Annotated in this window: 28 protein-coding genes; 6 read left to right on the top strand and 22 right to left on the bottom strand. The window is 40.2% G+C overall.

Going from position 1 to position 26,191, the window contains the following annotated elements:
* Positions 1-221: 221 nt before the first annotated feature.
* The 6 genes from ndoA to acpS form a co-directional block, all read right to left on the bottom strand.
* Complete coding sequence (ndoA, locus tag Q4550_RS20970) at positions 222-572, bottom strand: type II toxin-antitoxin system endoribonuclease NdoA (RefSeq protein ID WP_048312992.1); 351 nt, start codon at positions 570-572, stop codon at positions 222-224.
* Positions 573-576: 4 nt separating this feature from the next.
* Positions 577-861: a CopG family ribbon-helix-helix protein gene (locus Q4550_RS20965; RefSeq protein WP_048312993.1), complete on the bottom strand. Its 285-nt coding sequence runs from the start codon at positions 859-861 to the stop codon at positions 577-579.
* 128 nt (positions 862-989) lie between these two features.
* Positions 990-2,156 (bottom strand): alanine racemase, encoded by a 1,167-nt coding sequence (gene alr / locus Q4550_RS20960; RefSeq protein WP_303535784.1) that lies wholly within the window; start codon positions 2,154-2,156, stop codon positions 990-992.
* A 291-nt stretch (positions 2,157-2,447) separates the two neighbouring features.
* Positions 2,448-3,452, bottom strand: a complete 1,005-nt coding sequence (locus Q4550_RS20955; protein ID WP_303535781.1) for a LolA family protein — start codon at positions 3,450-3,452, stop codon at positions 2,448-2,450.
* Between the two features lie 60 nt (positions 3,453-3,512).
* Positions 3,513-5,045 (bottom strand): NAD(P)H-hydrate dehydratase, encoded by a 1,533-nt coding sequence (locus Q4550_RS20950; RefSeq protein ID WP_303535779.1) that lies wholly within the window; start codon positions 5,043-5,045, stop codon positions 3,513-3,515.
* Between the two features lie 57 nt (positions 5,046-5,102).
* The gene (acpS, locus tag Q4550_RS20945) at positions 5,103-5,462 is read right to left on the bottom strand and encodes a holo-ACP synthase (protein WP_303535775.1); all 360 of its coding nucleotides are present in this window, start codon (positions 5,460-5,462) and stop codon (positions 5,103-5,105) included.
* A 175-nt stretch (positions 5,463-5,637) separates the two neighbouring features.
* Between acpS and Q4550_RS20940 the strand changes: the two genes are divergently transcribed.
* Positions 5,638-6,399 (top strand): rhomboid family intramembrane serine protease, encoded by a 762-nt coding sequence (locus tag Q4550_RS20940; RefSeq protein WP_303535773.1) that lies wholly within the window; start codon positions 5,638-5,640, stop codon positions 6,397-6,399.
* A gap of 47 nt (positions 6,400-6,446) precedes the next feature.
* Here the strand turns inward: Q4550_RS20940 and Q4550_RS20935 are convergent, their stop codons facing one another.
* The 5 genes from Q4550_RS20935 to Q4550_RS20915 all read right to left on the bottom strand — a co-directional run bounded on the left by Q4550_RS20935 (position 6,447) and on the right by Q4550_RS20915 (position 11,077).
* Positions 6,447-7,217: an STAS domain-containing protein gene (locus Q4550_RS20935; protein ID WP_303535770.1), complete on the bottom strand. Its 771-nt coding sequence runs from the start codon at positions 7,215-7,217 to the stop codon at positions 6,447-6,449.
* Positions 7,207-7,860 (bottom strand): cobalamin B12-binding domain-containing protein, encoded by a 654-nt coding sequence (locus Q4550_RS20930; RefSeq protein WP_303535765.1) that lies wholly within the window; start codon positions 7,858-7,860, stop codon positions 7,207-7,209. Before Q4550_RS20930 ends, Q4550_RS20935 begins: the two co-directional genes overlap by 11 nt.
* Before the next feature lie 82 nt (positions 7,861-7,942).
* Positions 7,943-9,385 (bottom strand): PH domain-containing protein, encoded by a 1,443-nt coding sequence (locus Q4550_RS20925; protein WP_303535762.1) that lies wholly within the window; start codon positions 9,383-9,385, stop codon positions 7,943-7,945.
* Positions 9,378-9,860, bottom strand: coding sequence for a PH domain-containing protein (locus Q4550_RS20920; RefSeq protein WP_303535758.1), 483 nt, complete (start codon positions 9,858-9,860; stop codon positions 9,378-9,380). The genes Q4550_RS20925 and Q4550_RS20920 overlap by 8 nt, the downstream gene beginning before the upstream one ends.
* A 317-nt stretch (positions 9,861-10,177) precedes the next feature.
* On the bottom strand, positions 10,178-11,077 hold the full coding sequence (locus Q4550_RS20915; protein ID WP_303535756.1) for a hypothetical protein: 900 nt from the start codon (positions 11,075-11,077) through the stop codon (positions 10,178-10,180).
* A gap of 356 nt (positions 11,078-11,433) precedes the next feature.
* Between Q4550_RS20915 and Q4550_RS20910 the strand changes: the two genes are divergently transcribed.
* Complete coding sequence (locus Q4550_RS20910) at positions 11,434-12,072, top strand: O-methyltransferase (protein WP_303535754.1); 639 nt, start codon at positions 11,434-11,436, stop codon at positions 12,070-12,072.
* Positions 12,073-12,167: 95 nt separating this feature from the next.
* Here the strand turns inward: Q4550_RS20910 and Q4550_RS20905 are convergent, their stop codons facing one another.
* Positions 12,168-13,157: an NADPH:quinone oxidoreductase family protein gene (locus tag Q4550_RS20905; RefSeq protein ID WP_303535752.1), complete on the bottom strand. Its 990-nt coding sequence runs from the start codon at positions 13,155-13,157 to the stop codon at positions 12,168-12,170.
* Positions 13,158-13,286: 129 nt separating this feature from the next.
* On the opposite strand from Q4550_RS20905, the gene Q4550_RS20900 reads away from it, so the two are divergent.
* Positions 13,287-13,874 carry a TetR/AcrR family transcriptional regulator gene (locus tag Q4550_RS20900; protein WP_303535750.1) on the top strand — a complete coding sequence of 196 codons (588 nt, stop codon included), beginning with the start codon at positions 13,287-13,289 and terminating at the stop codon, positions 13,872-13,874.
* A 260-nt stretch (positions 13,875-14,134) separates the two neighbouring features.
* On the opposite strand, the gene uvsE is transcribed toward Q4550_RS20900, so the two are convergent.
* Positions 14,135-15,100: a UV DNA damage repair endonuclease UvsE gene (gene uvsE / locus Q4550_RS20895; protein ID WP_303535746.1), complete on the bottom strand. Its 966-nt coding sequence runs from the start codon at positions 15,098-15,100 to the stop codon at positions 14,135-14,137.
* A 147-nt stretch (positions 15,101-15,247) separates the two neighbouring features.
* Between uvsE and Q4550_RS20890 the strand changes: the two genes are divergently transcribed.
* Both Q4550_RS20890 and Q4550_RS20885 read left to right on the top strand, forming a co-directional pair.
* Positions 15,248-16,105, top strand: a complete 858-nt coding sequence (locus Q4550_RS20890; RefSeq protein WP_303535744.1) for a DegV family protein — start codon at positions 15,248-15,250, stop codon at positions 16,103-16,105.
* 214 nt (positions 16,106-16,319) lie between these two features.
* Complete coding sequence (locus tag Q4550_RS20885) at positions 16,320-18,263, top strand: oxidoreductase (protein WP_303535742.1); 1,944 nt, start codon at positions 16,320-16,322, stop codon at positions 18,261-18,263.
* A 58-nt stretch (positions 18,264-18,321) separates the two neighbouring features.
* On the opposite strand, the gene Q4550_RS20880 is transcribed toward Q4550_RS20885, so the two are convergent.
* The 5 genes from Q4550_RS20880 to mscL all read right to left on the bottom strand — a co-directional run bounded on the left by Q4550_RS20880 (position 18,322) and on the right by mscL (position 21,617).
* The gene (locus Q4550_RS20880; RefSeq protein WP_303535740.1) at positions 18,322-19,074 is read right to left on the bottom strand and encodes a nucleotidyltransferase domain-containing protein; all 753 of its coding nucleotides are present in this window, start codon (positions 19,072-19,074) and stop codon (positions 18,322-18,324) included.
* Between the two features lie 95 nt (positions 19,075-19,169).
* The gene (locus Q4550_RS20875; RefSeq protein ID WP_194222513.1) at positions 19,170-19,499 is read right to left on the bottom strand and encodes a tRNA-binding protein; all 330 of its coding nucleotides are present in this window, start codon (positions 19,497-19,499) and stop codon (positions 19,170-19,172) included.
* 89 nt (positions 19,500-19,588) lie between these two features.
* The gene (locus tag Q4550_RS20870) at positions 19,589-20,227 is read right to left on the bottom strand and encodes a nucleotidyltransferase domain-containing protein (protein WP_303535738.1); all 639 of its coding nucleotides are present in this window, start codon (positions 20,225-20,227) and stop codon (positions 19,589-19,591) included.
* A 103-nt stretch (positions 20,228-20,330) separates the two neighbouring features.
* Positions 20,331-21,017 carry an alpha/beta hydrolase gene (locus Q4550_RS20865; RefSeq protein WP_303535736.1) on the bottom strand — a complete coding sequence of 229 codons (687 nt, stop codon included), beginning with the start codon at positions 21,015-21,017 and terminating at the stop codon, positions 20,331-20,333.
* A gap of 90 nt (positions 21,018-21,107) precedes the next feature.
* Positions 21,108-21,617: a large conductance mechanosensitive channel protein MscL gene (gene mscL / locus Q4550_RS20860; protein WP_303535810.1), complete on the bottom strand. Its 510-nt coding sequence runs from the start codon at positions 21,615-21,617 to the stop codon at positions 21,108-21,110.
* Between the two features lie 174 nt (positions 21,618-21,791).
* On the opposite strand from mscL, the gene Q4550_RS20855 reads away from it, so the two are divergent.
* Positions 21,792-23,009 carry a DUF819 family protein gene (locus Q4550_RS20855; RefSeq protein ID WP_194222516.1) on the top strand — a complete coding sequence of 406 codons (1,218 nt, stop codon included), beginning with the start codon at positions 21,792-21,794 and terminating at the stop codon, positions 23,007-23,009.
* Positions 23,010-23,063: 54 nt separating this feature from the next.
* Here the strand turns inward: Q4550_RS20855 and Q4550_RS20850 are convergent, their stop codons facing one another.
* The 4 genes from Q4550_RS20850 to Q4550_RS20835 all read right to left on the bottom strand — a co-directional run bounded on the left by Q4550_RS20850 (position 23,064) and on the right by Q4550_RS20835 (position 26,058).
* Entirely contained in the window at positions 23,064-23,813 is a 750-nt protein-coding gene (locus Q4550_RS20850; protein WP_303535733.1) for an SDR family oxidoreductase, read from the bottom strand.
* A gap of 113 nt (positions 23,814-23,926) precedes the next feature.
* Complete coding sequence (locus Q4550_RS20845; protein ID WP_303535730.1) at positions 23,927-24,391, bottom strand: thioredoxin family protein; 465 nt, start codon at positions 24,389-24,391, stop codon at positions 23,927-23,929.
* Positions 24,388-24,825: a disulfide oxidoreductase gene (locus Q4550_RS20840; RefSeq protein ID WP_303535728.1), complete on the bottom strand. Its 438-nt coding sequence runs from the start codon at positions 24,823-24,825 to the stop codon at positions 24,388-24,390. Before Q4550_RS20840 ends, Q4550_RS20845 begins: the two co-directional genes overlap by 4 nt.
* 132 nt (positions 24,826-24,957) lie before the next feature.
* Complete coding sequence (locus Q4550_RS20835) at positions 24,958-26,058, bottom strand: M24 family metallopeptidase (RefSeq protein ID WP_303535726.1); 1,101 nt, start codon at positions 26,056-26,058, stop codon at positions 24,958-24,960.
* Positions 26,059-26,191: the final 133 nt, after the last annotated feature.

Genomic DNA, 26,191 nt, shown 5'->3' with positions numbered 1-26,191 from the left:
CTCGCAATTATTATGCCTTACTAGTCTTAGCGCATCACATCATTTTCATCTTAACACACTTTTCGACATAACTAGAAAATTCCCTGCTATGAGCTACACGAAATGTGGTGAATAAAAGGGGGAGCAGACCAAGAGTTGCAAGGAACCACTCTACCTAAAGACATTTATATGATACAAAAAAACTGCTCATAGGAGCAGCTTCGTTTGGGTATTATACGTTTTCAAAAATCAATGAGTCCAAGGCTGATCTGCAAAGCTTCTTGCACTCTTTGCATCATACCCTCATCAAGGTGAGTGATTTTATCAGTTAGACGCTGTTTATCAATGGTACGAATTTGTTCTAGCAGGATAACCGAATCACGTTCAAACCCGTAACGCTTGGCATCAATTTCCACATGTGTGGGCAGCTTAGCTTTTTGGATTTGCGCAGTAATTGCGGCAACAATGACAGTAGGACTAAAACGATTCCCAATGTCGTTCTGAATAATTAAGACGGGTCTTACCCCACCTTGTTCAGAACCTACAACAGGAGAAAGGTCAGCAAAATACACATCACCTCGTTTGACAATCAAGCCACTACACCCCGCTTACTAAGCGGTCCACGGTGTGCTCTGCTTCCTCCTCAACAAGAAAGGCTTCTGCTGCAAGGTTCAAGTTAATCTTAGCCATCTCCATGTACCCCTGGCGCATGGCGTCACGAATTTGTCGCTTCTTTCGTTCGCGAATATACATTGTCGTGGCCTGTGATATGAACTCGTTACGATCAAGCTGTTCCTGTTGAATAATACCATCCACCTCATTTAAAATATGTTGTGGGAGAGTTACAACAATCGATTTTTTGTTTGCCTCTGACACAAACATACACCTCCGAAGCACTGCTACTCATATTGTATTCCACCATTAATCTTACCATTGCAAACGACGCATTGCAAAACAACTTTCCACAAGACTATTTCATCATATTCTTCCAAAATCCTTCTTTTATTTTACTATTTTTTTAAAATTGTATTCATTACGCCTTTTTTTTCTCCGTTTTCACGAAAAAGTCTCGGAACGCGCGGTCCTATCATACAAGGAATTTCATAGTTAATCGTCTCAAGTCGTTCAGCAATGTCATCTATTGTAATTTCCTCTGAACCTTGTACTCCAATTAGCGTCACATGAGTTCCTATTTCAACTTCAGAAGAAAGACGAACCATGAGTTGATCCATACAGATACGGCCCACAATAGGTGCACGCTCGCCATTTATGAGAACATAAGCATTACTTAGTTTACGTATCCATCCATCAGCATATCCAATAGGAACTGTTCCAATCCATTCCCCTTCAGCTGTGTGATACGTAGACCCATAGCTAATCGGCTCTCCTGTGCTCATTTGCTTCACGTTAACTAGCTGACTATGAAGACTAAATGCAGGTTTAAGCTCAAAAGGTTGAATGGACTTCATCTCTTGAGAAGGAATCAATCCATACATTGAAATACCGATACGAATTAAATTTCCAATTCGATCAGGATAGCGAATCGCTCCTGCACTATTTCCAAGATGAACCCATTTAGGCTCAATACCTTCTCTTCGAAAATAATCTTTCATTTTTTTAAAAGTTGCTATTTGAGATTCAATGAAAGCATTATCCGGTTCATCCGCTGTCGCGAAATGAGTGTAGATCCCCTCAACGATAAAAGAAGTGTACTTTCTTAAACTTTCTATAATCATAGTTGCTTCTGTTTCCTTTTTTATTCCAAGACGCCCCATCCCAGTGTCAACTTTCAAATGGATATTAAGTGATAGTTCCCCTAGTACTCTCGCAGCTTGTTCGATCCAATCTTTTTGGAAAGCAGTAAGGGTAATGTCATGTTCTGCCGCCATTTTCACATGCTCAGGAGGCACCCATCCCAATACAAGAATGGGAGCATCAACTCCTTCTTCACGAAGTGCAAGTGCCTCATCAAGAATAGCCACCGCAAGGTATTTAGCCCCGGCGCTTAAAGCCTTCTTAGCTGTCGCAACAGCTCCATGTCCATACCCATTTGCTTTCACAACAGCCATGATGGAAACATCTTTCGGCACATATTGCTCATATGATCTTACATTCTGTTCAATGGCATCCAGATTAACCTCAGCCCAAGTTCCACGATAAAACGCCCGATTGTCCATTCCAACTTCCTCCTAAAACAAATCACTCTGCCCTCTATTTTAGGAGATTTCAAGAAAAGCGCAAGTGTCTCGTTAGTTCCGACAAGCGCTGGAAGCTTTTTTCCTGAACACGCCCTTTGTGTTCTGGGAAAAAGCTGAAGCGACTCGAGGAACTAGACACTGGAGCTAGACAATAAAAGCGCAAGTGTCTCGTTAGTTCCGACAAGCGCTGGAATATTTTAAATATGGTTAGCTGTAGCTATTTCTAAAAAAGGTTCAGCCATGTAATCATAGCTGAACCTCTTTGAAGTGTTATTTAATTTCCGTCATACCATACACTGACCTTGCCACAGATGCCATCTCTTCTTGAGTTAAATCATTTGAAGCCAGGAAGAAATCAACACCATTATGGTTCCAGGTAACTGTCGTATCTGTCATGACACCCATTGTAAAGCCTAAGTCCACCGGTTGACCCTCGCCTACCGAGACGGGGGCACTTGTTTCGAGCACTGCCTCACTTTTCTCTTCTATTAACGTAAAGGACTTTTCACCAGTGAAGCTTAACATAACTTTGTTTGTGCCTACTTCTTTCTCATCTGTAAGACCTGTGCCTTGTGGTTCATACATTGGATACACAACTTCAAACGGTTCATTTGTTGTAGCAATGACAGGTACTTCTAACTGAGCAGCTGTCATATTTCGTTCCATATCAAATGCACCCTTATCGAATGAAGCGTTGAATTTCATATTAGAGAATTCAATATCAACAAGAGGTTTCTGATCTTGATTCATAATTGTAACTTTCTCTGGCGCAAGGTCTTTCTTATTTAATTGGATAGACTGTTTTGATAAGTTCTTGTTCTGATAGTTTGTTTTCGTAGTAAACAAATAATCATTTTCTTTTGCTTCAAACTCTGCTCCAGAATCATTTAGTATATCTAGAACAAGCGTGTTATAGAGATAAGCCTGGCTACCGTTCTCAGGCCAATCACTCTGGAATCTAAAACTTTTATTAAGAGCAGGTGTCAGAACAAATACCCCTTCATCGTTACGCAAGATAATTTGACTCTGTTCTTTTGAAGCGTTTTTTAACTCAACACGATAAAAAGAGGGCTTTTGGTACCAGATCTCTACATCATAACGCTGTGGTTCTTCACCTGTTTCAAGCGTCATTTTGGCATTTACTTTATAGCTCTCCATCTCATTCAACTTTTTGTCTAAAGCATCTACAACATCCTGCTGACTTTTCTGTCCGCATCCCGATAGCGCCACAAGCATCAGTACTCCGATAAGAAAAACGACTCCGAACTTTTTCACTCTATCCAACTCCTTTGCCTCATTTAAAACGACAAAGGAGGTTCCTGTCATGTGAAAAACCTATCCGTGATGTTGGTTAAGAAATGAATGCAGAACGGTTGGAATCGTAGCAATAACATCAGTCGCCAGTACGTCAAGAGTAGTGTGAGTTGTTTGAACAAGGGTATCTGCTGCTTGCCCATGTAGAAATACCGCATTGCTTATCCCTTCTTGGATGGACGAACTGTGCATAACGAAAGCAAGTACCATACCAGTCAGGACGTCACCGGTTCCTCCCTTAGCAAGCGCTGGATTACCTGTTGTGTTAACGAACTGACTTCCATCCGGGGAAGTTACAATCGTATTTGGGCCTTTCAATACAAGGTAAACACCAAATTCTTTAGCAAATGAACGAGAGATCTCGAATCGCTTACGCTGAATTTCCTCGATTGGCAAGTCAGTTAACCTTGCCATCTCTCCAGGATGGGGCGTTAGCACAGTCGGTGTTTCCCTTGCCTTCAGACATCCTTTCAATTCTGCCAGGTGGTACAAAGCATCTGCGTCCAGAATGAGGGGGGAAGTTGTTGATAACGCTGCTTCAACGACTGTTTTACACCCCGGTTTTCTCCCAAGACCTGGACCAACAGCAATTCCATCGAAAGAAGAAAGGTCCTCCGGCACTTCTCCAGAGAAAAATCCTTCGCGAGATGACCACCCCTGGAAAATTGTTTCAACGACTGTTCCAGCTACCACAGAAAGAATCTCATCAGGTACTGAAGCCTGAATTAACCCCGCTCCGCTCCTATAGGCAGCTTTCGCTGTCATAACAGGCGCTCCAACCATTCCTTTTGATCCTCCAATCACCAGCCCTTTTCCATGGCTTCCTTTATGAGAGGACGCCGATCGATCAGAAAGCGTGCGATGTACATCTGACTTTTGCCAGAGTTCTCTATTGAATATAGATGAAAAAGCAGCCTGTGGTAGACCAATATCAACTACCTCTAAATCTCCATAAAAATCGGCATCTGGATAAAGGAAGGCTCCTAATTTTGGACACTGAATCGTATAAGTTTTATTCGCACGAACCGGAACGCCTTCGCCCACGTATCCTCCATTCGCATGTAAACCGCTCGGAAGATCAACAGATAAAACCGTTGCAGAAGACCGATTCAATTGCCTAATTACCTCATCGTAGGGAGCACGAATTGCTCCTGATAAGCCAAGTCCTAGAAGACAATCGATAACTACAGAATAGTTTTGAATGTCCCCAGCGAATGCAACTCCATCTTCATACGATCTGTAAGAATACGAGAGGCTACGATAAATATCGAAGTGAGTTCTAGCGTCTCCCCTGACCTTTGAATATGGTGGGATCAACCAGATATCTACATCATATCCATGCTCTTTTAAATATCTTCCCAGAACAAAACCGTCGCCTCCGTTATTCCCTGTGCCAATTAATACAGCCACACGCTCTTCTTTTTGAATTCTGCTCTTCATCGCCTCAAATAGAGCTTTCCCCGCATTTTCCATCAACATCACACCGCTAATCCCGATTTCCTCCATGGCAAAACGGTCTGCTTCATACATTTCTTCTCCGGATACGATTCTCACAACAGGTCCCTCCTGACCGTGGTAAATTATATGAGGCAAGTCTCCACCTTATGCAGACTAGCTTGACGAGCACTCAATAATTACTTGTGCAATAGCATGCTGCTTCGTATGTGAAATGGATATATGTACCTTCTCATCTTGATCGGCTGATTCAATATACGGCGCACCCTCTGGCGATTTCCGCACACAAATGTCTTGCCAGCTAAGTCTACCAATCCCAGTACCCCTCGCTTTTGCATACGCTTCTTTAGCTGCAAAACGTCCAGCCAAAAATTCCACACTTCTATGCCCACTTATTTGCTGATATTCTCTACGTTCACGTTCAGTTAGGATACGCCCAGCAAATGCAGCATTCCTCTGAATAACCTGCTTGATGCGATCAATTTCAATCATATCTATTCCGATTCCTCTAATCATCTCTATACTCCTTCGTACTAATTCGTCACAAGCCTGCATAGTGTTTTCAATAGTGATTATACCTCTAGCTATGCTAAACTAATAAGAAAACGAGTGAGCTTAATTTACCAGCCACTCCTACAACATTCCATTGAACCAAATTGATAATAAATTCTCTGAAAAAGGTGGTCGAATTATGTTTGTGCGAAATGAAGATTTTCGCTCATTTATCCGTTATTATCCTATCATTTCCATACTTATTGGTATACATATCCTCCTCTTTGTTCTCGCAAACCTTTTTGGTATGTATTCGATCTTAAGACTTGGAGTAGGCTACAATCGAGCGATTGAAATTGGTGAATATTGGAGACTTGTCACACCAATATTCCTCCATGGTGGATTTGCCCACGTCTTATTCAATTCCTTTTCACTCTATCTTTTTGGTCCGGCCTTAGAACAGATGTTAGGGAAAACCAAGTTCTTGGTCGGCTACTTCGGAGCTGGAATTATCGCCAATATTGCCACCTTCTATTTGCAAGATAGCAATTTCAGTCACGTAGGTGCTTCTGGTGCAATCTTTGGGCTTTTCGGGATATATTTTTATATGGCTTTCTATCGCAAAGAATTAATTGATCAAGCAAATTCACAATTGATTTTAATGATTCTTGGTATAGGGCTCGTAATGACATTTGTAAGTCCTAATATCAACATTCTTGGTCATCTCTTTGGGTTTATAGGCGGGGCAGCTCTGGCACCTATTCTTTTGATTGGGGCTAAACCATTTATCAATCGCGGCATTATTCGCGTCAGACGAACGGCTGACAGTGGAGAAATACGGTTTAAACCAAACCGTTGGCAACGGAGAAAAATCCGTACAGGGTCTGGGCGCGGCGGAAGAATTCTATGGGGGATTTTCATTTTCCTTGTCGTGATTGGTTTTATAGCAAGATTTGTTTAACGAAGTTCACACAAAAAACCAGTGATTTTAACTAATCACTGGTTTTTTTACGTGAAAGACTGTTTTAAATAATAATCTACAGCATCTTTTAAGCTTCCCGTAACCTCAAAGTTTTGATTTAATTCAAAATCATTCTTCATTAATTGAAGCACATGGTTCGGTTTTAACCCACATAAAACCACGGAAACGCCAATAACTTCGAGCATCGAGCAAAATGATAACAGTGGAAGAACTCCACTATTTTCAATTTCTCCAATACCACTAAAGTCTAGAATTACACGTTCATACTTTCCATTGTTCAAAATTTGTAAAAGATTTAACTCGTTAACAAGGAAGAGCTCCTTTTCAAGTTCACCAAACAAAGGAATAATCCCCATATTATTAGATATTGGTAAAAAGGGGCTTGATAGCTTTTTTATTTTCATTAATGCAGCTTCAAGCTCCTCCTTTTTATCTAATAAATCAAAGTTTGTATCAGCTAGTCTCTCTCGTTGCTTCTGTAGCATCGTGGACAACTTCTCAATGCGATCATCCTGTCTGACACAAACTATCTGCCCAACCCCGCTTGACCATTTTGCAAAAACCTGAAAAAGAGAATAGGGCGACTGCACCGTATTCATGACTAATTCTAATTCAACTTCATCTTGAGAGGGTCTCAACATACGTACCGCTTTATCCCTGCTATCAAAATCAACAAGATCCAAAAAAGACGAATGGATTGAGAAAGCTTTCGCAGCATTTTCCGACTGTGAAAGGATCGTCAATGTCTCATCAATTAAAAAAGCTGGAAGAGGATGATCATTTATATCATAAATCATACTGTACACTATCCTTCCAACTTTCAAGCCATTCACGTACCTGATGCAAATCAGCTACTAGCTTAGTTTGTTCGGAGCAATAGCTAGACAAATCATACTGTGATGCAAGCCTACCCCCTACTATTATCTCAGGTGAATGTGGCAAATCTTCTAGTTCGGTTACATATCGATTTAAGCGCTCCGCATGGCGTCGAATAGAGACCGAAATCCCTACTACTGACGCTCCCCACTTCTTAGCTTGATCTAAAGTATACTCAAGAGGTAAATTTGCTCCAAAAAGCTTTGTTTGAAATCCGTATTCCTCAAAGAGCAATGAAATCATTTTCACTCCCAAGTAGTGCTGCTCTTGTTCAATACAAAGAAAAAGAGCCTTTGGTCCTTCTGAATTCCGATTCGCCATCTTTCTATAATGCGCATATCTTGATAGAACATAATCACAAGTTGTTGTAGCTAAATGCTCGTCCGCTACAGATATTTTGTTTTCCTCCCATAGTATTCCAATACGATGCATCGCTTGTGTAAGAACTTCAAAGGTTAAATAACTGTTTTCCATCAACTCAGAATGATCCATTATTCTTTCCCATGCTTGATTTTGATCACCTTCAAGAAAGTCATCTGTTAACATTTCAATATTGATCGCCATGTTCACACCCCTTTCTATAAGATGAATGATCGTTCTAAAAGTTTTGCTATTTCATATAACCTGACATTCTGCTACAAGAAATTCACTCTTCATGATCCTTCCTTTTATTTGAACGATAGGAATACCAATACAACAGTTCTTCTGCATGAGAACGACCGAGGTCTTTCACTCTAAACTGTTTTCCAGCAAAACTTGATAAAATCGATACTTTAAAGGTAGCTAATTGTCGACGCTTTTGGAAGAAAGTTGTCTCGATTTCCAGCGATTGAATCTTCTTACGAGAAACATAGACTCTCGTTCTTCCAATTTGCCTAAATTGTAACAGCGCCACGTCATTTTTCACACCAGAAGCCGCATCTCGATAATGAAGATAACCAATTAGAGCAGAGATCGGTAGCAACAATATCGACATAGCGCCATATGGAACAAAGTAACTAATGACACCTATTGGTAGTAGAACGGGGATACAGAATCGAAAAAAATACCTTCTCCTAGCACGAACAGGCAAGGAAGTATACTCTTCATGTATCGCTAATTCAGGTAGAATTTCTGCAAGCACCTCGGTAACTTTCTTACGCTTTATGAGTGGAAATAAAATCGTTGAAAACTGTTCATCTTTTCCACCGCCACCGCCGCTCTCCACATAAAGCACAGAGTAGCCGAACGGTTGGCGAAGAACACCCTCTACAATGCGTATGGCCTGGATACGATGCACAGGAATCGTTAACTGTCTCTTCTCTAAAATCCCTCTATTAATGATTAAATCATTCTCCATTCGAGTGAGAATGAACCCTCCATACTTCAAAACAGTCCCCAAAACAGAAAAGATCCAGGAGACTAATAATAAAAAGGCAACACCAAGTAATACATATGGAAGGGTGGCCTCCATCACTCGCTCTGTTATGCTCTTATAAAATGCATCAGGAAGAAGATCATCCACTTGGGAAGCAAAGGCTGCGACGAAAGAGAGCACTACGCCAATCCCGCCCGATGTGGATGCTGCTATAAGTAACTCTCGCCATGAGAGCTTATATTCGTATGTCTTTGGACTTTCTAGTTCTTCCACTTCTTCATCTAATATTGGTTTTCTTTTATCATAAAGTTCACTTCTTAATAACTCTGCGTCTTCACGTCTTAGAGCGGACATAACCACTTCAGGTTCGCCACCACCACCAGCGGTTTCAATTTGAACTTTCACAAGACTGAACAAACGTTGGATAAGACCTTCAGAAAAATCAATGGATTGAATTCTCTCACGTGGAATGAATCTTTTCTTTCGAAATATAAACCCTTGATGAATTCGAAGCTCATTGTTTTCGACCTGATATGTATAAAAAAACCAACCAAGAACACCATTTCCGATCGTAAACAGTAGAAGTGCCCCTATTGCTATCACGTGCCACCATTCATAGCCGCTTCCGCCCCCAACAAAAACGAAGAAAATAAGAGGGAGCGCCGCTTCTCTTGCATATCTTAAAAGGGATAATAACATAGCAACTGGATGAAGACGTTTCTTATTAGACATCTTCTTCCGCCACCCTTGCAAGCACGGAGATACGGTCTCTTAGCTCATCTGCTATGTCATTTGATAGAGCTGGAATCTCGTGAGTCGTTGCTGCAGTAGAAATAGTCACAGATGATAGACGATAAGCTCTTAAAAGCGGCCCCTGTCTTGTATCAACGTGTTGAACTCGAACCATTGGAATCAACGTTCGCTTCACTATAATAACGCCATATTTAAGCTCAATTTCATGTTCTGTAACTTCATACCTCCATTTTGACCATCGTAATCTCGGTAAAATCCAGGTTTGTAAAAAGAAAAAGAGCAAAGCGAGTATGCAGCTTATCACCAATATCCATAAAGGAATAGGTACTATCATTAAATGAATAACAAACAGGCCACATAGGAGGGCAATGGCTAGTAAAGAAACTAGTCCACCAGTAATTTGCCAAACTTTCAATCCTTGTGGATCAATTTGTTTTGAAGGTTCCAGTCGCATTCTTTTTCCCCCTTTCTACCTCGTATCCTCTATTTTCTTTAAATTAGTATATCATGTTTATTAAATCTTCTATTCTCATTCTTATCCTCTATAACTAGTCCTAACTGTATTCTTTGTTCCATCTTCATTCACCTTTTCATTTCATCATAATCTCTCAAAACAAAAAACTTGAGCAACATTCAGCTCAAGTTTTTTCTGAAATTATAACTATATTAATTCATTATGTTGATTTCTCGATTTTTGGCTCATTTCGAGAGAAAAGTTCTCATAAAGGGTAAATGCCCAAAAAACTAATAACGTTTATGAGCATGGCAGAATTAAAAATGTTTTGATACATAAGGGCGCTCGGATTCTCTCATACTAATGATTTCCTTTTGTTCATGATCCCATATTGATAGTATTTTTGAGTCAGCGTTGTAGAAAGTTAAATGTTGATCTGAACATTGAACAAGCTCACTACTTGGGATAGGGAATTTTTCTTGATGCCCTGTTTTGGAGCATATATAAACGAGCTGATCACTTTTCCCTGTTCGCCCATTGATGCCATGAACAATTAAGCTCCCGTTCCAGGAGTGAATCGTTCGTGGAGAAAAGTCGAGCTTAAAGGAGTTTTTTATCTCATACGAATCATTTAGAAGAAGAATCTGATCTTGATAAGAAGCGGAGATCGATAGCGCAGCAACATATATACCTTCTTCTGCGATCATCATATTAACTGGAGAATATCCAGCTTCTAGCGGGATCACTTTTTTTCCTTTGTCACTGAATGTTGTTAAAAGAGCTTCATTTCCCTCAACATGGTAGGAAGAAACAATAAGCTGATTTCCTTTTCTTTTTAGATCACAGAAAATGCCATTCACGTGCCACTGGTGTGTGATACGCGGGTCTTCCTTTGAGAACTCATAAATCCATCCATTCCATTCTTCCCCTTCACAAGCAATGCAAATTGACTCAGGGTATTCATAGAAACTTGGCTTCCCGTTTACTTGAAATGTTCTCAATTGAGCAAGGTTGTGAACAAAGACATAAACCTCGACATGGTTAGATGAAAGTTGCTTGGTAAACCAATAATTCTGGTTTGAATCCCTTACAACATTAGAAAAGCCTTCTTCACTTGCAATTGGTAGCTTGGGTACATTGACCCGCTCTGATGTTTTAGTATTGTGATGGGCATTTTCACCGGATTTGAGTGCTTTGTTCCCTTGCTCTAACGGCATTCCAAACTCTCCCTTCATAATCAGCTGCCTTCTTCCGTTTAGGCAAGTAGGAAAAAGGATAGATATTTATAACCGATCCTTGCTGTTAGTACTAGTTTAACAAACAATTCGTCAAGGGGGTATTGGGAAATAACAATAACTTTCGTCGGATTAATAAAGCGAATTGTTTCCTACTTTCCCAAGTATTGTAGAATCGACTAGGACTTTATTCCTCGTTCTCTCCATTTAACAGGAGCACGCTCTCTTTACTACTAGTGTATAAACAGTAGTAGGAGGACGACTTTTACCTTGACACCCTTTCTCTTCTGCATAACAATGATTACGAATCCACTAATTTCAGGAAGGATGAGATTCACTTGGCACGCAACCATGATGAGTATATTCGCAATCTATTCGGAAATGAAGACACAGCACTTCAATCAGTCAATGAAAGCATTCGTAGAAATGGTATGCCCGCAATCTCAATTAAACCTGAAGTAGGACGCTTCCTAGCACTACTCGTCAGTATTGCAAAACCTCGAAACGTAATGGAAATCGGTGCCCTTGGCGGTTATAGTGGCATCATGCTCGCAGGTGCTCTTGAGAAAGAAGGCTCCCTCACATCTCTGGAGTTAGAAGAAACCTACGCCAATGTTGCTAAAGACAACCTCACTAGAGCGGGACTTGGCGATAAAGTGAAATACGTTATAGGACCAGCTCTTCAAAATATGGAATCTCTCCATAGCGCCGGCCAACAATACGATTTCTTCTTTATTGATGCTGATAAAGTGAACTACCCTAACTATTTTAGTATGGCACTAAAATTAGCAACTCCTGGAGCAGTCATCGTAGCTGATAATACCCTTCAAGGTGATAGAGTTTTCGATGAAGATATCCATAGTGAGAATGTGGAAGCTATGCGATCATTTAATAAACAAATAGCGACTGATGATAGAGTGGAGTCCATTCTATTACCTTTGTGCGATGGCTTAACGATTTGTAGAGTAAAACCTTAACTAGAAGAAATAAACAAGAAAGAAGGGAGAGCATTGCTCTCCCTTCTTTCTTGTTAGCTGAAAGGCGAAGGTACCACCTAACATCGCTCTCTTATTTAGAATGCAACGATTGTTCTTCCACGTACTTTGCCACTTAGAATTGAACTCAAGACATCAGGTAGTTCATCAAGTGTCACTTCATTTTGAATCGCTTCAAGGTGCTCAGACGGTTTATATTCGTCAGCGGCTTTCTTCCAAATTTCCTTCCGCTTTTCCATTGGACAATAGACAGAGTCAATCCCGAGTAAATTAACTCCTCTTAAAATAAACGGAAAAACAGTTGTAGGAACTTTAGCGCCTGCAGTAAGACCACTTACGGCAACAGCGCCACCGTACATTGTATTACTTAAAACAGCAGCAAGCGTTTCTCCTCCAACGGGATCGACTGCGCCTGCCCACTTCTGTTTGCCAATCGGCTTAAATCCTTCAGGGGCTACTTCTTCTCGACCGATTGTATGTGTCGCACCAAGTTGCTTCAAGTAATCATATTCTGATTCTTTCCCTGTACTTGCTGCCACTTCATACCCTTTTTTAGCTAAAATAGCTACAGCCATACTTCCTACGCCACCCGTTGCACCTGTCACAAGAACTGGTCCTTTTTCAGGCGTCACACCCGCTTGTTCAAGTTGGTACACGGAAAGAGCTGCCGTAAATCCTGCTGTTCCGTATACCATTGCCTCTTTAAAAGACAATCCGTCAGGAAGTGGGACGATCCAATCTGATTTCACCCTTGCATACTCGCTAAACCCGCCGGAGTGTGACACGCCTAACTCGTAGCTAGTAACAATGACCCGATCTCCTTCCTTCCAATCTGGATGATCCGATTCCTCAACAACACCTGCAAGATCTATACCAGGGATGTGGGGGTATTTCTTAACAATATTTCCCTTTGGATGAGTAGCTAACCCATCTTTATAGTTCACGCTAGAATAATGAACTTTAACTAACACATCTCCTTCAGGGAGATCGTTTTTCGTTAAATTCTTTATCGATACTTTTGTATCCTCATCAATCTTATCAACAACTAGAGCTTTAAATTGATCCATCTAGGATCCCTCCTTCAACTTTCTTTCGGACTCATCTTAACAGAAATTATTCTGACCGGTCAATTAATCTGAATTCTTTAATCGCACATATGGTTTGTGTATAATGATCACTGTAAGGAGAGGAATAAGATGAAACGTAAAGCTGAGTTAAAGCGGCAGCAGATTATTAAAGCAGCCTATCAAGCCGTCTCTGATAAAGGCTATGAGGCAGTTACACTTCAAGACATAGCTGATTATGCAGATGTAAGTAAAGGCGTCCCAAATTATTATTTCCACAACAAAGAGGACGTACTTGCTCATCTGCTCGCTCAAATTACAGATCGAATATATGAAAAAGAGAAACTGGCTGTTGAAAAAGAAACAACTTCAACAAACATGCTTATGGCATATTTAAATACAGTGTTTGTAGGTCCTAAAGAAAATGAGAAATTCTATCGTGTATATTTAGATTTTCTTGCGCAGGCAACCAGAAACAAACGGTACAGAGAAATAAATGAACGCTTTTATCAAAATTGTTCATCCATCTCTAAAGTGATCCTCGAGCAAGGGAAGAAAGAGGGCGCCTTTCGCACGATTGATAACGAAGAGGCAGGGAGAACAATTAGGGCAATGATAGATGGGTATATGATTCAATGGATGATGACGGGTGACCATACGCAACATAACGCATATAAAACAGCTTGTTACAGGAGCGTGCTTTCCTATATACAAAACTAACTTTTGCTACTTTTCAATAAAAATCCCCTCATTTCTTATTGAACTTCATTCTCTCAAAAAAACAAGACGGCCTAATAAAACATCTGAGAATGGGCAAGCTAACATCTAATAAAGGAGGGATGACGTTTGCCTCAGGAAAAAAAACGCAGCATGAAAAAAGAGCTGTCTCAATCTGTTGAACATGCCAACCAAACAAAGCCTTCCACTAAACAAAAAAGCAAAAAAATCACAGAATAAAACCGGGCCAGGAGCGCCCGGTTTTACTTTAGTTTGAACGTAGATTGATCAATAAGTTCAACATCACTTCTTTGTCTAATTCCATCCATCAGTTGAAAGAGCGCTGCATCTTTTTGTTTGGCTTCAATCATACAATCAATTTGGTCTGTGCTTCCTTTGACTTCATTCAGAAAAGAAAAGAACCAATCAACATCTACATAATCAGCATGACTTCGAAATTCCTTTTCACTCTTAGGAGAAGAAATATGCATCTTAACAGGTAGTGAAGAGTCTCTCCAAGTATTAACCACTCTCCCCCATTCTTTCGCCCAATCTTTTGTTTCATGACACGCCAGATGATGATGATAATCAAAAACGAGCGGCACGTTTAACTTCTCACATAAATAAAGAGTATCTAGGAGCGTAAACGTTGTATCATCATTCTCTAAAATAATGGTTTGTTGTATTTTCTGCGGGGTATACATCCAATTATGGATAAACCGTTCAAGTGACTTCTCCTTATCATCATAGGCTCCTCCTACATGAAGGACACACCGATGTGTTGAAGGAAGTCCCATTTCTTCAAGAAGACGTACGTGCAAAGAAAGCATTTGAATCGATGCTTGTAAAATTTCTTTCTTAGGTGAATTAAGTAAGACAAAATGATCCGGGTGAAAGTCCACCCTCATTTTTTCTCTAATTGCAAAATCACCTAACTGTTTCAACGGTTTCTTTAGTGGAGAAAGATAATCCCACCCTTCAAGGGCTTCATGATTGGCAAGCGGGATTAGCCTTGAGCTAAAGCGAAAAAAATGAATCTCGTTCCCTTTGTTGTGCTTAAGAAGACGTAGGCAGTTCTCAAGATTTGAAATAGCAATCCGCTCAAGCTTCCGAATAGCCGCTTCTCTATCTTGGATTTTTTGAAATTGAGCATATGTCATCGTCTGAGACGGAGAGCCGTTATTCAGTTCTGTACTCATTGCGACATACCCTAGCCGAATAATTGTCATCCCATTCTCACCTCCAAACATCTTTCTATTAGGCTCTCCATTCCATTCTTAATTCATTAGCCACAACTTACGTTCGATTAGGCGTTGAAGCGTGGTACAATAGACATAATACCTGGATGCGGGTAATAACAAAAAAGGGGTAATTGTATGGCAACTCGAATCATTACTGACAGCAGCGTCGACTTCCCTGAAGAACTGCTAAATGAATTGAACGTAACGGTCGTTCCACTCAACCTTCTCTTTGGTGAAGAAGAATACAAAGCTGGAGTAGATCTTGATACGCAAACGTTCTACCAAAAACTTAAAAAATCGAAAGAGCTTCCTAAGTCCTCTGCCCCAGCACCACAGGACTTTCTTACAAAATTTGAAGAAGCAAGTCCTGAGGACGATATTCTTGTTATAGCGCTGTCCGGATCATTAAGCACTACTTATGACAACGCTGTACTTGCAAAGAAAATGTTTCATGAGGAACATCCTGACAGGAAAATCGAAGTCATCAATTCAAAAACAGCCTCATCAGGTCTTGGGATCATTGTTTATCATGTTGCAGAAATGGCACGTGACGGCGAAACCTTTGAATCCATCGTTGAACAAGCATATGAATACACTGAAGATACGCTAACAATGTTTTTATTAGACACCCTTGAGAACGTTATCAAGGGGGGACGCCTCGATCGTGTAAGAGGAACGATTGCTTCAGCCTTGAATATTAAATTACTTATGAAGGCAAGTGATGACGATGGTTCACTTGAAGTCCTTGATAAAATCCGCGGAAACAAGCGAGCAGTACGCCAATTCATTCAAAAAATTGGCGAGTATGGACATAATTTTGAGGATAAAGTCATTGCTGTAGCTCATAGTAATTGTGAGGATAAAGCAAAGGCATTAATCGAGCAAATTCAAGAACGCTATAAATTCAAAAATGTGATTCTTTCGACGATGGGGCCGCTTATTGGCACTTATGCTGGCGAAGGTGGCCTTCTAGTCGCATTCAAGAAAAATTAATAACCATTTAGGGAGCGCATTTTGCGCTCTTTTTTTTTGGATAAATCTATGTTTGTTCATATTGTTGATTACTCAAATGAGCCAAAAATCAATAATATTCATTACCATATCCTTGAATAAAATAAAAATTTAAAATAAAAAAGCGCTTTCTTTACAGGAAATGAATGACCATTCATCGAAATGTGTTCAAAACAAAGAAGTGTGGTGAGCAGTTATGAAATGGGAAAAATTATTTAAACCAATTCAATTAAGGAGATTAACCCTGCCGAACAGAGTAATGATGGGATCCATGCACCTTGGAATGGAAGGAAATAAAGATCAAGAGGATGCTCTCATTTCGTTTTATACTGAACGGTCAGGAGAGAACGGTCCAGGTCTCATTGTTACAGGAGGGATATCTGTTTCACCTGAAGGCGATGGTGGACACCATTTTCTAGGATTCTATCGAGACGATGATCTTCGAGTCATGAAACGATTAACAAGCAGCGTGCATACAGCAAATGGGCGTATTGCGGCACAGCTTTTTCATGCTGGACGATATGCTTACTCTGAGATGAACGGAATTCCGTCTGTCGCTCCATCTCCTATCAAATCGCCCATACACAGAGAGACTCCCAAGGAACTAAATGAACTTGATATTCTTAATTTACTTGAATCCTATGCAGAAGCCGGTAGGAAAGCGAAAGAAGTTGGATTTGACGCAGTAGAAATCATGGGCTCTGAAGGATATTTAATCAATCAATTCCTATCACCAAGAACAAATAAGCGAGCAGATAAATGGGGCGGAAACTTTGAGAATCGCACCCGTTTTGCAATCGAAGTCCTTAAAGCAGTTCGAAAAGCAGTCGGAGAGGATTATCCGGTGATTTTTCGTATGTCTGGACTCGATTTAGTACCCAACTCCTCAACACCAGAAGAAACCGTTCAACTAGCTACAAAATTAGAGGCCCATGGTGCTGATATTCTAAACATCGGAATCGGTTGGCACGAATCAACAGTCCCAACGATTTCAATGATGGTGCCTCGTGCTGGTTTTATCGAACCCGCTCTACAAGTTAAAGAAGCGGTGACTATCCCGGTGATTGGAAGTAATCGAATTAATGACCCGGTTCTAGCTGAAGAGTTACTTCAGAAACTCGATATGGTCTCAATGGCTAGACCTTTTCTTGCCGATCCTCATCTATTAGTGAAGGCGAAGGAACAGTCACTTGATCAGATCAATACATGCATCGCTTGTAACCAGGCATGTCTTGATCATGCCTTCGAAGGCAAAGCCGTCTCTTGTCTTGTTAACCCCAGGGCTGGGAGAGAGCACAAGTGGACCATTAAGAAAGCTGCAAAGATAAAAACAGTTGTAGTGCTCGGAGGAGGCGTCGCTGGCATGGAAGCTGCAAGAGCTCATGCTGAATTAGGTCATAATGTGACACTTTATGAAGCAAGCTCTGCGATTGGTGGGCAATTTAATCTTGCTAGAAAAATTCCAATCAAGAAAGAATTTGACGAAACCATTCGCTACTATACAACGGAACTCAACCGATTAGGTGTTGAGATTTATTTAAATCATAAACCAACGGAACAAGAGCTTTTAAATCACTCACCAGATCTCATTGTGGTAGCAACTGGTGTGACACCAAGGCAACCGGTTATTCCTGGTATAGAACATGCCATAGCTTATCCAGACGTTCTTTCTGGTAATGTAGCTGTGGGCAAAAATGTGATTATCATTGGCGCCGGCGGCATCGGATGTGATGTGTCTCATTTCTTAATCGAAAAAGGAATTAATAATATTCTCCTTCTAAGACGTAATGGAAAAATGGGTGAAGGCCTTGGCAAAACAACTAAGTGGGCGATGTTGCAGGATTTAAAACAAAATGGTGTGAAATTTCGAACGAATCTCTCATATAAAGAAATGACAAAGGATGGTCTTACGATCATAAATACAGAGACAGATGAGAAAGAATTTCTCAAAGCCGACACCATCATTCTCGCAGCTGGACAAGAATCGAATATACCCCGTGAATACGAATTACTTTCACAAAAAGGTGTTGAAATCGCCATTATCGGTGGCGCACGTCTTGCTGGTGAGCTAGATGCGAAACGCGCCATTTATGAAGGTGCTAAAATCGCGTTTGAACCCGAAACCATATCGATTAACTAGCTAGGTCCCAAAACGAAAAGAAGAGACGCCAGAGAGCGCCTCTTCTTTTCATTCTATATCAATTCCAAATCATACGTTTAAGAAAAGGCACACTATAAACCGTACCTTCTAACTGCTCTATGATCCAATCTTCCTCTTCCTTCAACCAGTTTCGAATAAACTTAGCAGACATCTCATGCTCTTCAATCGTCATAAACTGAAAAATTTCTTTCGACTTCTCAACCTCTTTCTCCCCTAGTGTTCCATTCAATGCTTTTAAACCAAGCTGGGCTCGATCCGGGTGATAACGGTGCAATATCACTCTTGAATAATGAAGCATAACTTGATTTAACATATGAACAGACCAAATATCGTTTCCTCTTCTTCTGGACTTCTCGTATTGAAATAAGAAAAAAGCTGTATCATCCACGTGATTGATAAACTCCTGCCTCGATAAGGTTAACTGCTCATTAAAATGACTCAACCGATTGTTGGGATCATAAATCACTTTGCAATAATCTTTCTCTATCAACGATTCCGCTGTCACTGTAAATAAATCAAGATGGAGCATATTATCGAACACAGCGATGATCTGTGGAGCAATAATAAAAATTTCATCATAAAAGAGAAGATTAGCATATGCTTCTAAATGATGCTTTCGATTCTTAAGAAACAATTCCACATCGTTCTCTTCTACAAGACAATAAAGATCAACATCCGAATTTTCATCATGTTCGTTTCGTCCCATAGATCCTTTAAGAAAAATCGCTTTTACAAGAGGATCTTGCTCCAGACTGTTAGATATCACTCGAACCGCTTCTTCTTGCTTCACTCCCTCACCTCGTTTTTACATTTTTTAGGCATTAAACCATTATATAGGGAAAATACGTAAATAGACAAGAAAAAAAGAATGCTTAAATGCACTCTTCACCCTAATTTATCGCCTTTTTTCACTTTTTGATCAGGCTGTATTAGCACGACTCCTTCATCTCCATATACGCCTAATACAAGCACTTCAGACATATAATCTGCAATTTGCCTTGGGGGGAAATTCACCACCGCCATCACCTGTTTACCGATTAAATCATCCTGATTATACAGGTCCTTAATTTGTGCACTGGACTTCTTTATACCAATTTCCTCCCCCAGATCTACCTTTAATTGATAAGCCGGTTTTCTAGCCTTTTTAAAATCATTCACTTCAATAATTTCCCCAACACGAATATCAAGTTTCATAAAATCATCAAACGTCGCCACTTCATCCACCCGACCCTTTCATCTAAGTATAGAATCCTTTCTTTCAATACCTCTATCATTTGTTTCTCGAGATGATTTCAAAATCCTTCCTATTCCAATCTCTTCTCCATAAATAGATGAATCCCGCTATGAATTTCATCCTCACTTTTGTGTCGCTCTCCAAATAAAAATGAAGAATAACACTCTACTAGGAAGCGATCGCTCTCTTCAAATTGTATGGCGTATAGTTCAGATAGGGTAAGGGGGTATTGTGAAGTCTTGATAAACTGTTCGATGCGAAGGGCGTACATGATGTCATTTAATAATTCGTAGTGGTTGATTGGCGGCATACATTGTTGCAAGCGAGTATCAATGGACTGTAGCAGGCTCACAAGACCACGCTTGATTTTAGTTCTTGAAGGAAGAACAAATGGTGTGTCTCCATATACGTTTAATTGCTCAAAACAAGGAGCCACATACTCTCTTGACCCATCAGCCATTTCGCTAAATTCCTGTAGACTAACTTCTCTTAGATCAAGTGAAATACCCGTTAGTTCAGGGAGACATGGAGACTTACTTGGGAGTTCCTTATAAAAACACCAGATATCCAGATCGGAATACGGACCAGCTTCCCCTCTAGCAAAGCTTCCTGTCAAAACAATCCCAGATAACGATGGTTGTTTCAATCGGACTACAAGTCGTTTAGCGTATTTTTCAATCATTATTGGAGTAAGTAGTGGATTTCGCATCTCTTTTTCTCCTTTTCACCGAGACCCTAAGAAGGAGCTAGCAAGTATGAAGCTGTTCTTTATAGTTAAAAACAAGCTCTTTGTATTATAATCAATCATCCCGCTAGTTTATAAGGAAACGGTACACCGTATGAATAACATCATCCCGATCCTCTCCGTGGCAGATCAAATGCTTTGAATTCTCCATCAATCTAACCTGTTTCTCATCCGAACGAATCAATTGATAAATCGTATCAGCGGTTTTATAAGGTACCATTCCATCAAGCTTTCCCTGTAGGATGATCGTTGGAATAGAGACATGTTCAAAGGATGGCTTGAGGTGTTGGACAAGCTTTCGAAATTCTAATGAAGCAAGGAGTGGCGTTGTCTTCACCTTTTTGCTATAGCGAATAAACAATTCATTTTGAAGAAGCTTTCCTCTGTAGAGATCGGTCATCATTTCTCTTATATCCTTCACCATCTGCAAAGGATGAATATATTGTATAGCTGCACTTAATAACACTAATTTATCAACTTGATACTTCGTTGCTAAATAGCCAGCCAGAACGCCACCCATTGAAAATCCAATGAGATAAATCGTATCGCAACGTTCTAACAACTGCTTTAAATGCTCCTCAGCTGTATCTATCCATTGTTGAAAAGTAATCCCTCTAAGTGAATCCTTTTCCCCGTGTCCCGGAAGCGTCGGTGATACTACAATCCAATCCGTTTGACGTCTAAAATAATTTGCCAGAGGTTCAACTTCAAATGGTGACCCTGTAAATCCATGTATGAGCAAACAACCAATCATGTTTGGCCCCTCACCTTTCCTTCTGTCGTTACCACTTTATATTCCCATCAGAAGAAAAAGTTAATCACTTGTAGTCCTTACATATCATCCCTATTGCTTAAATGAGGTTCTTGAACCTTTCCGAACATGAACCTTTAGTGAAGACGGTTCTAGTTCTTCACGAAGAGAGGTAGAGCAATTCGGACAAATCACTGCTTTCGAAGGTATCGGCGTACAGCAAAACTGGCATTCTTTTCTAGTCATAGAATTAATAGGATCTTGTCCTGGTTTTCGCCATCTATTCAACTGACGAACGACAAGAAACACCGAAAAGAAAATGATTAAAAAGCGAATGGACGTTGTAAGGAAAACTCCATAATTGATTGTCGCCGCCCCAGCTTCTTTTGCATCAGAGAGAGACGGATAATAATGCCCATTTAAACTAATAAAAAGATCGGAAAAATTAATTCTCGCTAATAGTAAACCTACAGGTGGAAGAATAATATCTGAAACAAGCGAATCGATAAAATTACTAAATGCTGCGCCTAGTACAATTCCAATTCCCATATCAGCCGCGTTACCTCTAATAGCGAAATGACGAAATTCATTTAATAGACCGATGGAAATTCACTCCTTTATCCTCGCTCTACACAATATGTATGCTTCATTAATACAAGCTATGAATTTTTATAATGTTTTCAATTTTTCTTTAATTAGTTTTAAAAGCGAAGAATGTCACTTAGATGATATAATGTCTATTTGCGACTATAGTCTAACATCAAGGAGTGAAAAATAATGACATTTGCACTAGCCTGGTCAAAGGCTAATCCATTAATTGAGGATCCGATGGCTGTATTTGTCTATCTAACGGTTGTAGTTGGAGCAATCTTCATGCTTGGCGAATCAAAAAACAACGTTCTGCAGAAGATATTTCATTATGCCCCACCGTTAATTTGGACATACTTTATCCCAATGCTATCAACGACATTTGCGATTATTCCGCAAGAGTCGACTTTATATGGCTTCGTTTCTACGTATATTCTTCCAGTTGGGCTCCTGCTGTTATTATTATCAGCTAACGTCCCAGCTACGTTAAGATTAGGACCAAAAGCCTTATTAATGTTCCTAGCAGGAACAATCGGTGTTATTATCGGTGGACCGATTGCGCTAGCCATCTTCCAACCTTGGCTACCTGCAGACGCATGGACAGGAGTTGCTGCTCTCGCAGGAAGTTGGATTGGCGGCTCAGCGAATATGGCTGCAATGATTGAAGCAGTGGGCACACCTAAAGAAATTCTTTCCCCAATTATTGTCGTTGACACTGTTGTCGGCTATAGCTGGATGGGGATTATGATTTTTCTTGCAGGATTCCAGCACAAGTTTAACAAATGGAACAAAGCGGACGATTCCGTTATTCAAAGTGTGAATAAGGAAATGAATGATATTCAACGTAAGAATGAACGCCCGATTCAAGTACCTCAGCTACTAGGATTACTTGGACTTGGCTTTGGCGTCTCTTATATCGTATTGAAAATTTCCGAGAATCTTCCACAATCAGCTGTGCTATCTACAACAACATGGACAGTCATGATTATTTCTGCCATCGGTATTTTGTTCTCATTCACTCCTATTAAAAAGCTAGAGGGTTATGGCGCTAGTAAAGTCGGCTATACAGCCATTTATCTTTTGCTTGCTACAATAGGGGCAAGAGCGGATCTTACTTATGTAGTGGATTCACCACAATATGTCCTAATGGGCATTGTGTGGCTCAGTATTCATATTCTTGTTATCTTCATCGCAGCGCGCTTATTACGTGCCCCTCTTTTCTTTGTGGCCGTAGGTTCACAAGGAAATATTGGTGGGACAAGCTCGGCACCAATCGTTGCCTCTGTTTTCCAACCCTCACTTGCTCCTGTTGGACTTTTGATGGGAATTGTAGGTAACGTTGTCGGTAGCTACGCAGCGGTTCTCTGTGCGCAATTGGCCAAGATGGTCGCCACAATGTTGCTCTAGAACCTCAGTCTAGAAAGTTAAAAACCGTTCTCCTATATGGAGAACGGTTTTTCATTATCCTTGGGATGTTGGACGCACTAGTACTTCATTGATCGATACACTGTCAGGTTGACCAACAGCATAATAAACGGCATCAGCAATCGCCTCTGGATCCAGTGGATCAAGACCATTTGGTCCGCGATTATTCAACTTCTCTTGAACATCTTCATCTGTAATTGTGTTCGTTAACTCTGTTGCAACAGCCCCTGGTGATATGATCGTTGCACGAATATTTGTTGAAGGAGACATTTCCTTACGCAGTCCTTCTGTAATCGCTCGCACAGCAAATTTCGTACCACAATACACTGCACCAGCTGGCATAATTTCATGACCGGCAACAGAAGATACATTAATTATATGTCCAGATTTTCTTTCTTCCATATGTGGAAGAACTCCGGCAATACCGTAGAGGACACCTTTTATATTCACATCAACCATCTTATCCCACTCATCAATCTTAAGCTTATTCATGAATGATAGTGGCATCAATCCTGCGTTATTGATCATGACGTTAATCTGTCCATAATGCTCAATCGTTTTATCGGCAAGAGCCTGCATTTGTTCCCTTGAAGTTACATCTGTTGTTTGGATAATTGCTTCTCCGCCATTGTTCGTAATATCGTTCTTTAATTCTTCAAGGCGGTCCTCACGTCGAGCTGCAAGAACAACTTTTGCACCGTCTCCTGCAAGTTTCTTCGCCGTTGCTTCGCCGATTCCACTGCTTGCTCCAGTAATAATAACTACTTTTCCATTAATATGACTCATGATTCTCCACCTTTCGTTTTATCCTCACATCTCTAGTTCCCGGTTGAATGACGTGTAAACATTCCAATGTTTTATTGTATACAAAAAGCACCCTCACAGGGTGCTTTTGTATGTTAATCATTCTTTTCAATCCACTGTTTAAAAGTGTCTTCTGTTTGCGTACCTACAATACGATCAACTTCTTTACCATCTTTAAATCGTACAAGAGTTGGCGTTGATTCAATTCTGTAATCATTCCATCCTTGTTCAAACTCAAGAACATTGTATTTTTTCAAGTCAATTTCCATATCTTCTGCAAGTGGTACAAGGACTGGGGACGTATTTTTACAATGGATACAAGTTGGACTATAGAAATAGACGAAGGCATCTTCTTCATTAGACAGTGCTTCATCAAGCTCATCAGGTAAAATTTGATTTTGATATAATGGATCGTCGAGTTGTTCTATAGTAGCTGGATTTAGAGAGCTCTTCCCGTATGGATTCCCTTCTGTCTTCTCACTATTACTATAGTTTGTAACGAAAGCGAGTGCTCCGAATATTACGATGACAATACCAAGAAAGATAATAGCTTTCTTCATATGTTTTCCTCCCTCTTTGTTTGCTTATGTAAGGCAACCATTAGAATCGTAATGGTTAGAAATGCAATAAGTGCTAGAAACGGTATCGTAATAAATCCAAGGTAATTAATATATTCACCTGTACAAGGAACCCTACCACATGATGGTGCCGATTCTGCTAGAAAAGATGTTTTTTGTAGCAAATAATGGTACAGCGAAACGCTTGCACCAATGATCGACAATGGGAGAACATAAAATCGTTGGGATGCGTCTTTGCGAACCACAGCGATACCTAGAATCATAACTAGAGGATACATAAGAATTCTTTGATACCAACATAGTTCACAAGGTTCGTATCTAAGAACTTCAGAAAAATACAAACTTCCAGCAAGGGCAAGAACTGAAGCAGCCCACGCTCCAAATAAAAGATACTCACTTTTTTTCTCAGTATTCACAGCTGTACCTCTCTTCTTTCAAGCCAAAATATATTATTATTATACACTACTATTGATGACGTGAAATAAACAGAATGATGACAATCCATTTAACTCTTTTTTAAGCCGGCTCTTTGAAGAGCCGACTTTATCTCACTTAATAATTTGTAGATCCTTCGGATACTTTGTTAACGTCTCATAACCAGTCTCTGTTACAAGAACATCATCTTCTATACGCACGCCGCCAACATCTGATAGATAGATACCCGGCTCAATCGTATACGTCATACCTACTTGAAGCAAGTCGTCATTCTTCTCGCTCATGGAAGGATACTCATGTACTTCAATTCCAATACCATGTCCAATACGATGTGGAAAGTGTTCGCCATATCCTGCTTTAGAAATGATGTTTCTTGCTGCAAGGTCAATATCACCTAGTCGTGTCCCAGGTTTTGAGATATTAAGTGATTCCGTTTGTGCACTTAGTACCGTCTCATAAATTTCTTTTTGCTTATCGTTAACCTCACCAAAAGCCACTGTTCTAGTAATATCAGAGCAATATCCGTTTAGTACAACGCCGAGATCAAATAAGACGAGATCTCCTTTTCTTAATTGCCGCTCTCCAGGATTACCGTGTGGTTGTCCAGATTTCTCACCAAACAAGACCATTGTTGAAAATGACATCTCACGAATTCCTTTTTTCTTCAATTCAAATTCAATTGTAGCAAGGACTTCCATCTCAGTAACACCTTCGCGTAAAGCCTTAACACCAGTTTCTACACCAAAATCAGCAAACGCTGCTGCTTCACGTAATACTTCAATTTCTTTCTCATCCTTAATTAGGCGCAATTGATTCAGTCCAAGTTCTGCAGAGTGATAGCTCAGCTCAGGATAACGTGTTTGCAGTTCTTCAGCACGCTCATAAACAAGCATACCTTTTTCAATCGAAGCACTAGTTGGCTTATGGACGCCGCGTTGTTTCAGTGCTTCATAAATGAAGTCAAATGGTTGTTCTGAATCACTATAGCCGATAATGTCATATTTCCACCCTGCATCTCTAGCCTGTGAAACTTCCATTCCAGGACAGACGAGAAAAGGTTCCTGATTCGGCACCACAAAAAGTCCAAGCAACCTTTCATGAGGCTCACAATGAAAGTTAGTCAAATAATAGACGTTAGAAGGAGAATGGATGTACGCAAAATCTTGATTCTGCTCAATAAGGTAATTAGTAAATTTCGATAAACGTTCGTTCATAGTGACACTTCCTTTTTGAAATTAACCTGTTCACTTTTTCATTCAATTAGAACACAGGTCTCTTGATTATTAAGATCGTTACCTACCCTAGCTTATCATACGTGAAATCGTATACGTCATACAAAAAAATACT

The sequence above is a fragment of the Anaerobacillus sp. 1_MG-2023 genome (assembly GCF_030547345.1).
Lineage (GTDB): Bacteria > Bacillota > Bacilli > Bacillales > Guptibacillaceae > Guptibacillus > Guptibacillus hwajinpoensis_B.
Note: the sequence above shows the minus strand (reverse complement) of the source record. Positions and strands in the feature narration are given on the sequence as shown.

What these genes read in the sequence shown, in the direction of transcription:
- Q4550_RS20965 (WP_048312993.1), bottom strand. Translation starts at nt 861, where the DNA reads ATGTTTGTGTCAGAGGCAAACAAAAAATCGATTGTTGTAACTCTCCCA.
- alr (WP_303535784.1), bottom strand. Translation starts at nt 2,156, where the DNA reads ATGGACAATCGGGCGTTTTATCGTGGAACTTGGGCTGAGGTTAATCTG.
- acpS (WP_303535775.1), bottom strand. Translation starts at nt 5,462, where the DNA reads ATGATTAGAGGAATCGGAATAGATATGATTGAAATTGATCGCATCAAG.
- Q4550_RS20940 (WP_303535773.1), top strand. Translation starts at nt 5,638, where the DNA reads ATGTTTGTGCGAAATGAAGATTTTCGCTCATTTATCCGTTATTATCCT.
- Q4550_RS20935 (WP_303535770.1), bottom strand. Translation starts at nt 7,217, where the DNA reads ATGATTTATGATATAAATGATCATCCTCTTCCAGCTTTTTTAATTGAT.
- Q4550_RS20930 (WP_303535765.1), bottom strand. Translation starts at nt 7,860, where the DNA reads ATGGCGATCAATATTGAAATGTTAACAGATGACTTTCTTGAAGGTGAT.
- Q4550_RS20925 (WP_303535762.1), bottom strand. Translation starts at nt 9,385, where the DNA reads ATGTCTAATAAGAAACGTCTTCATCCAGTTGCTATGTTATTATCCCTT.
- Q4550_RS20920 (WP_303535758.1), bottom strand. Translation starts at nt 9,860, where the DNA reads ATGCGACTGGAACCTTCAAAACAAATTGATCCACAAGGATTGAAAGTT.
- Q4550_RS20915 (WP_303535756.1), bottom strand. Translation starts at nt 11,077, where the DNA reads ATGCCGTTAGAGCAAGGGAACAAAGCACTCAAATCCGGTGAAAATGCC.
- Q4550_RS20905 (WP_303535752.1), bottom strand. Translation starts at nt 13,157, where the DNA reads ATGGATCAATTTAAAGCTCTAGTTGTTGATAAGATTGATGAGGATACA.
- Q4550_RS20900 (WP_303535750.1), top strand. Translation starts at nt 13,287, where the DNA reads ATGAAACGTAAAGCTGAGTTAAAGCGGCAGCAGATTATTAAAGCAGCC.
- uvsE (WP_303535746.1), bottom strand. Translation starts at nt 15,100, where the DNA reads ATGACAATTATTCGGCTAGGGTATGTCGCAATGAGTACAGAACTGAAT.
- Q4550_RS20890 (WP_303535744.1), top strand. Translation starts at nt 15,248, where the DNA reads ATGGCAACTCGAATCATTACTGACAGCAGCGTCGACTTCCCTGAAGAA.
- Q4550_RS20885 (WP_303535742.1), top strand. Translation starts at nt 16,320, where the DNA reads ATGAAATGGGAAAAATTATTTAAACCAATTCAATTAAGGAGATTAACC.
- Q4550_RS20870 (WP_303535738.1), bottom strand. Translation starts at nt 20,227, where the DNA reads ATGCGAAATCCACTACTTACTCCAATAATGATTGAAAAATACGCTAAA.
- Q4550_RS20865 (WP_303535736.1), bottom strand. Translation starts at nt 21,017, where the DNA reads ATGATTGGTTGTTTGCTCATACATGGATTTACAGGGTCACCATTTGAA.
- Q4550_RS20855 (WP_194222516.1), top strand. Translation starts at nt 21,792, where the DNA reads ATGACATTTGCACTAGCCTGGTCAAAGGCTAATCCATTAATTGAGGAT.
- Q4550_RS20850 (WP_303535733.1), bottom strand. Translation starts at nt 23,813, where the DNA reads ATGAGTCATATTAATGGAAAAGTAGTTATTATTACTGGAGCAAGCAGT.
- Q4550_RS20845 (WP_303535730.1), bottom strand. Translation starts at nt 24,391, where the DNA reads ATGAAGAAAGCTATTATCTTTCTTGGTATTGTCATCGTAATATTCGGA.
- Q4550_RS20835 (WP_303535726.1), bottom strand. Translation starts at nt 26,058, where the DNA reads ATGAACGAACGTTTATCGAAATTTACTAATTACCTTATTGAGCAGAAT.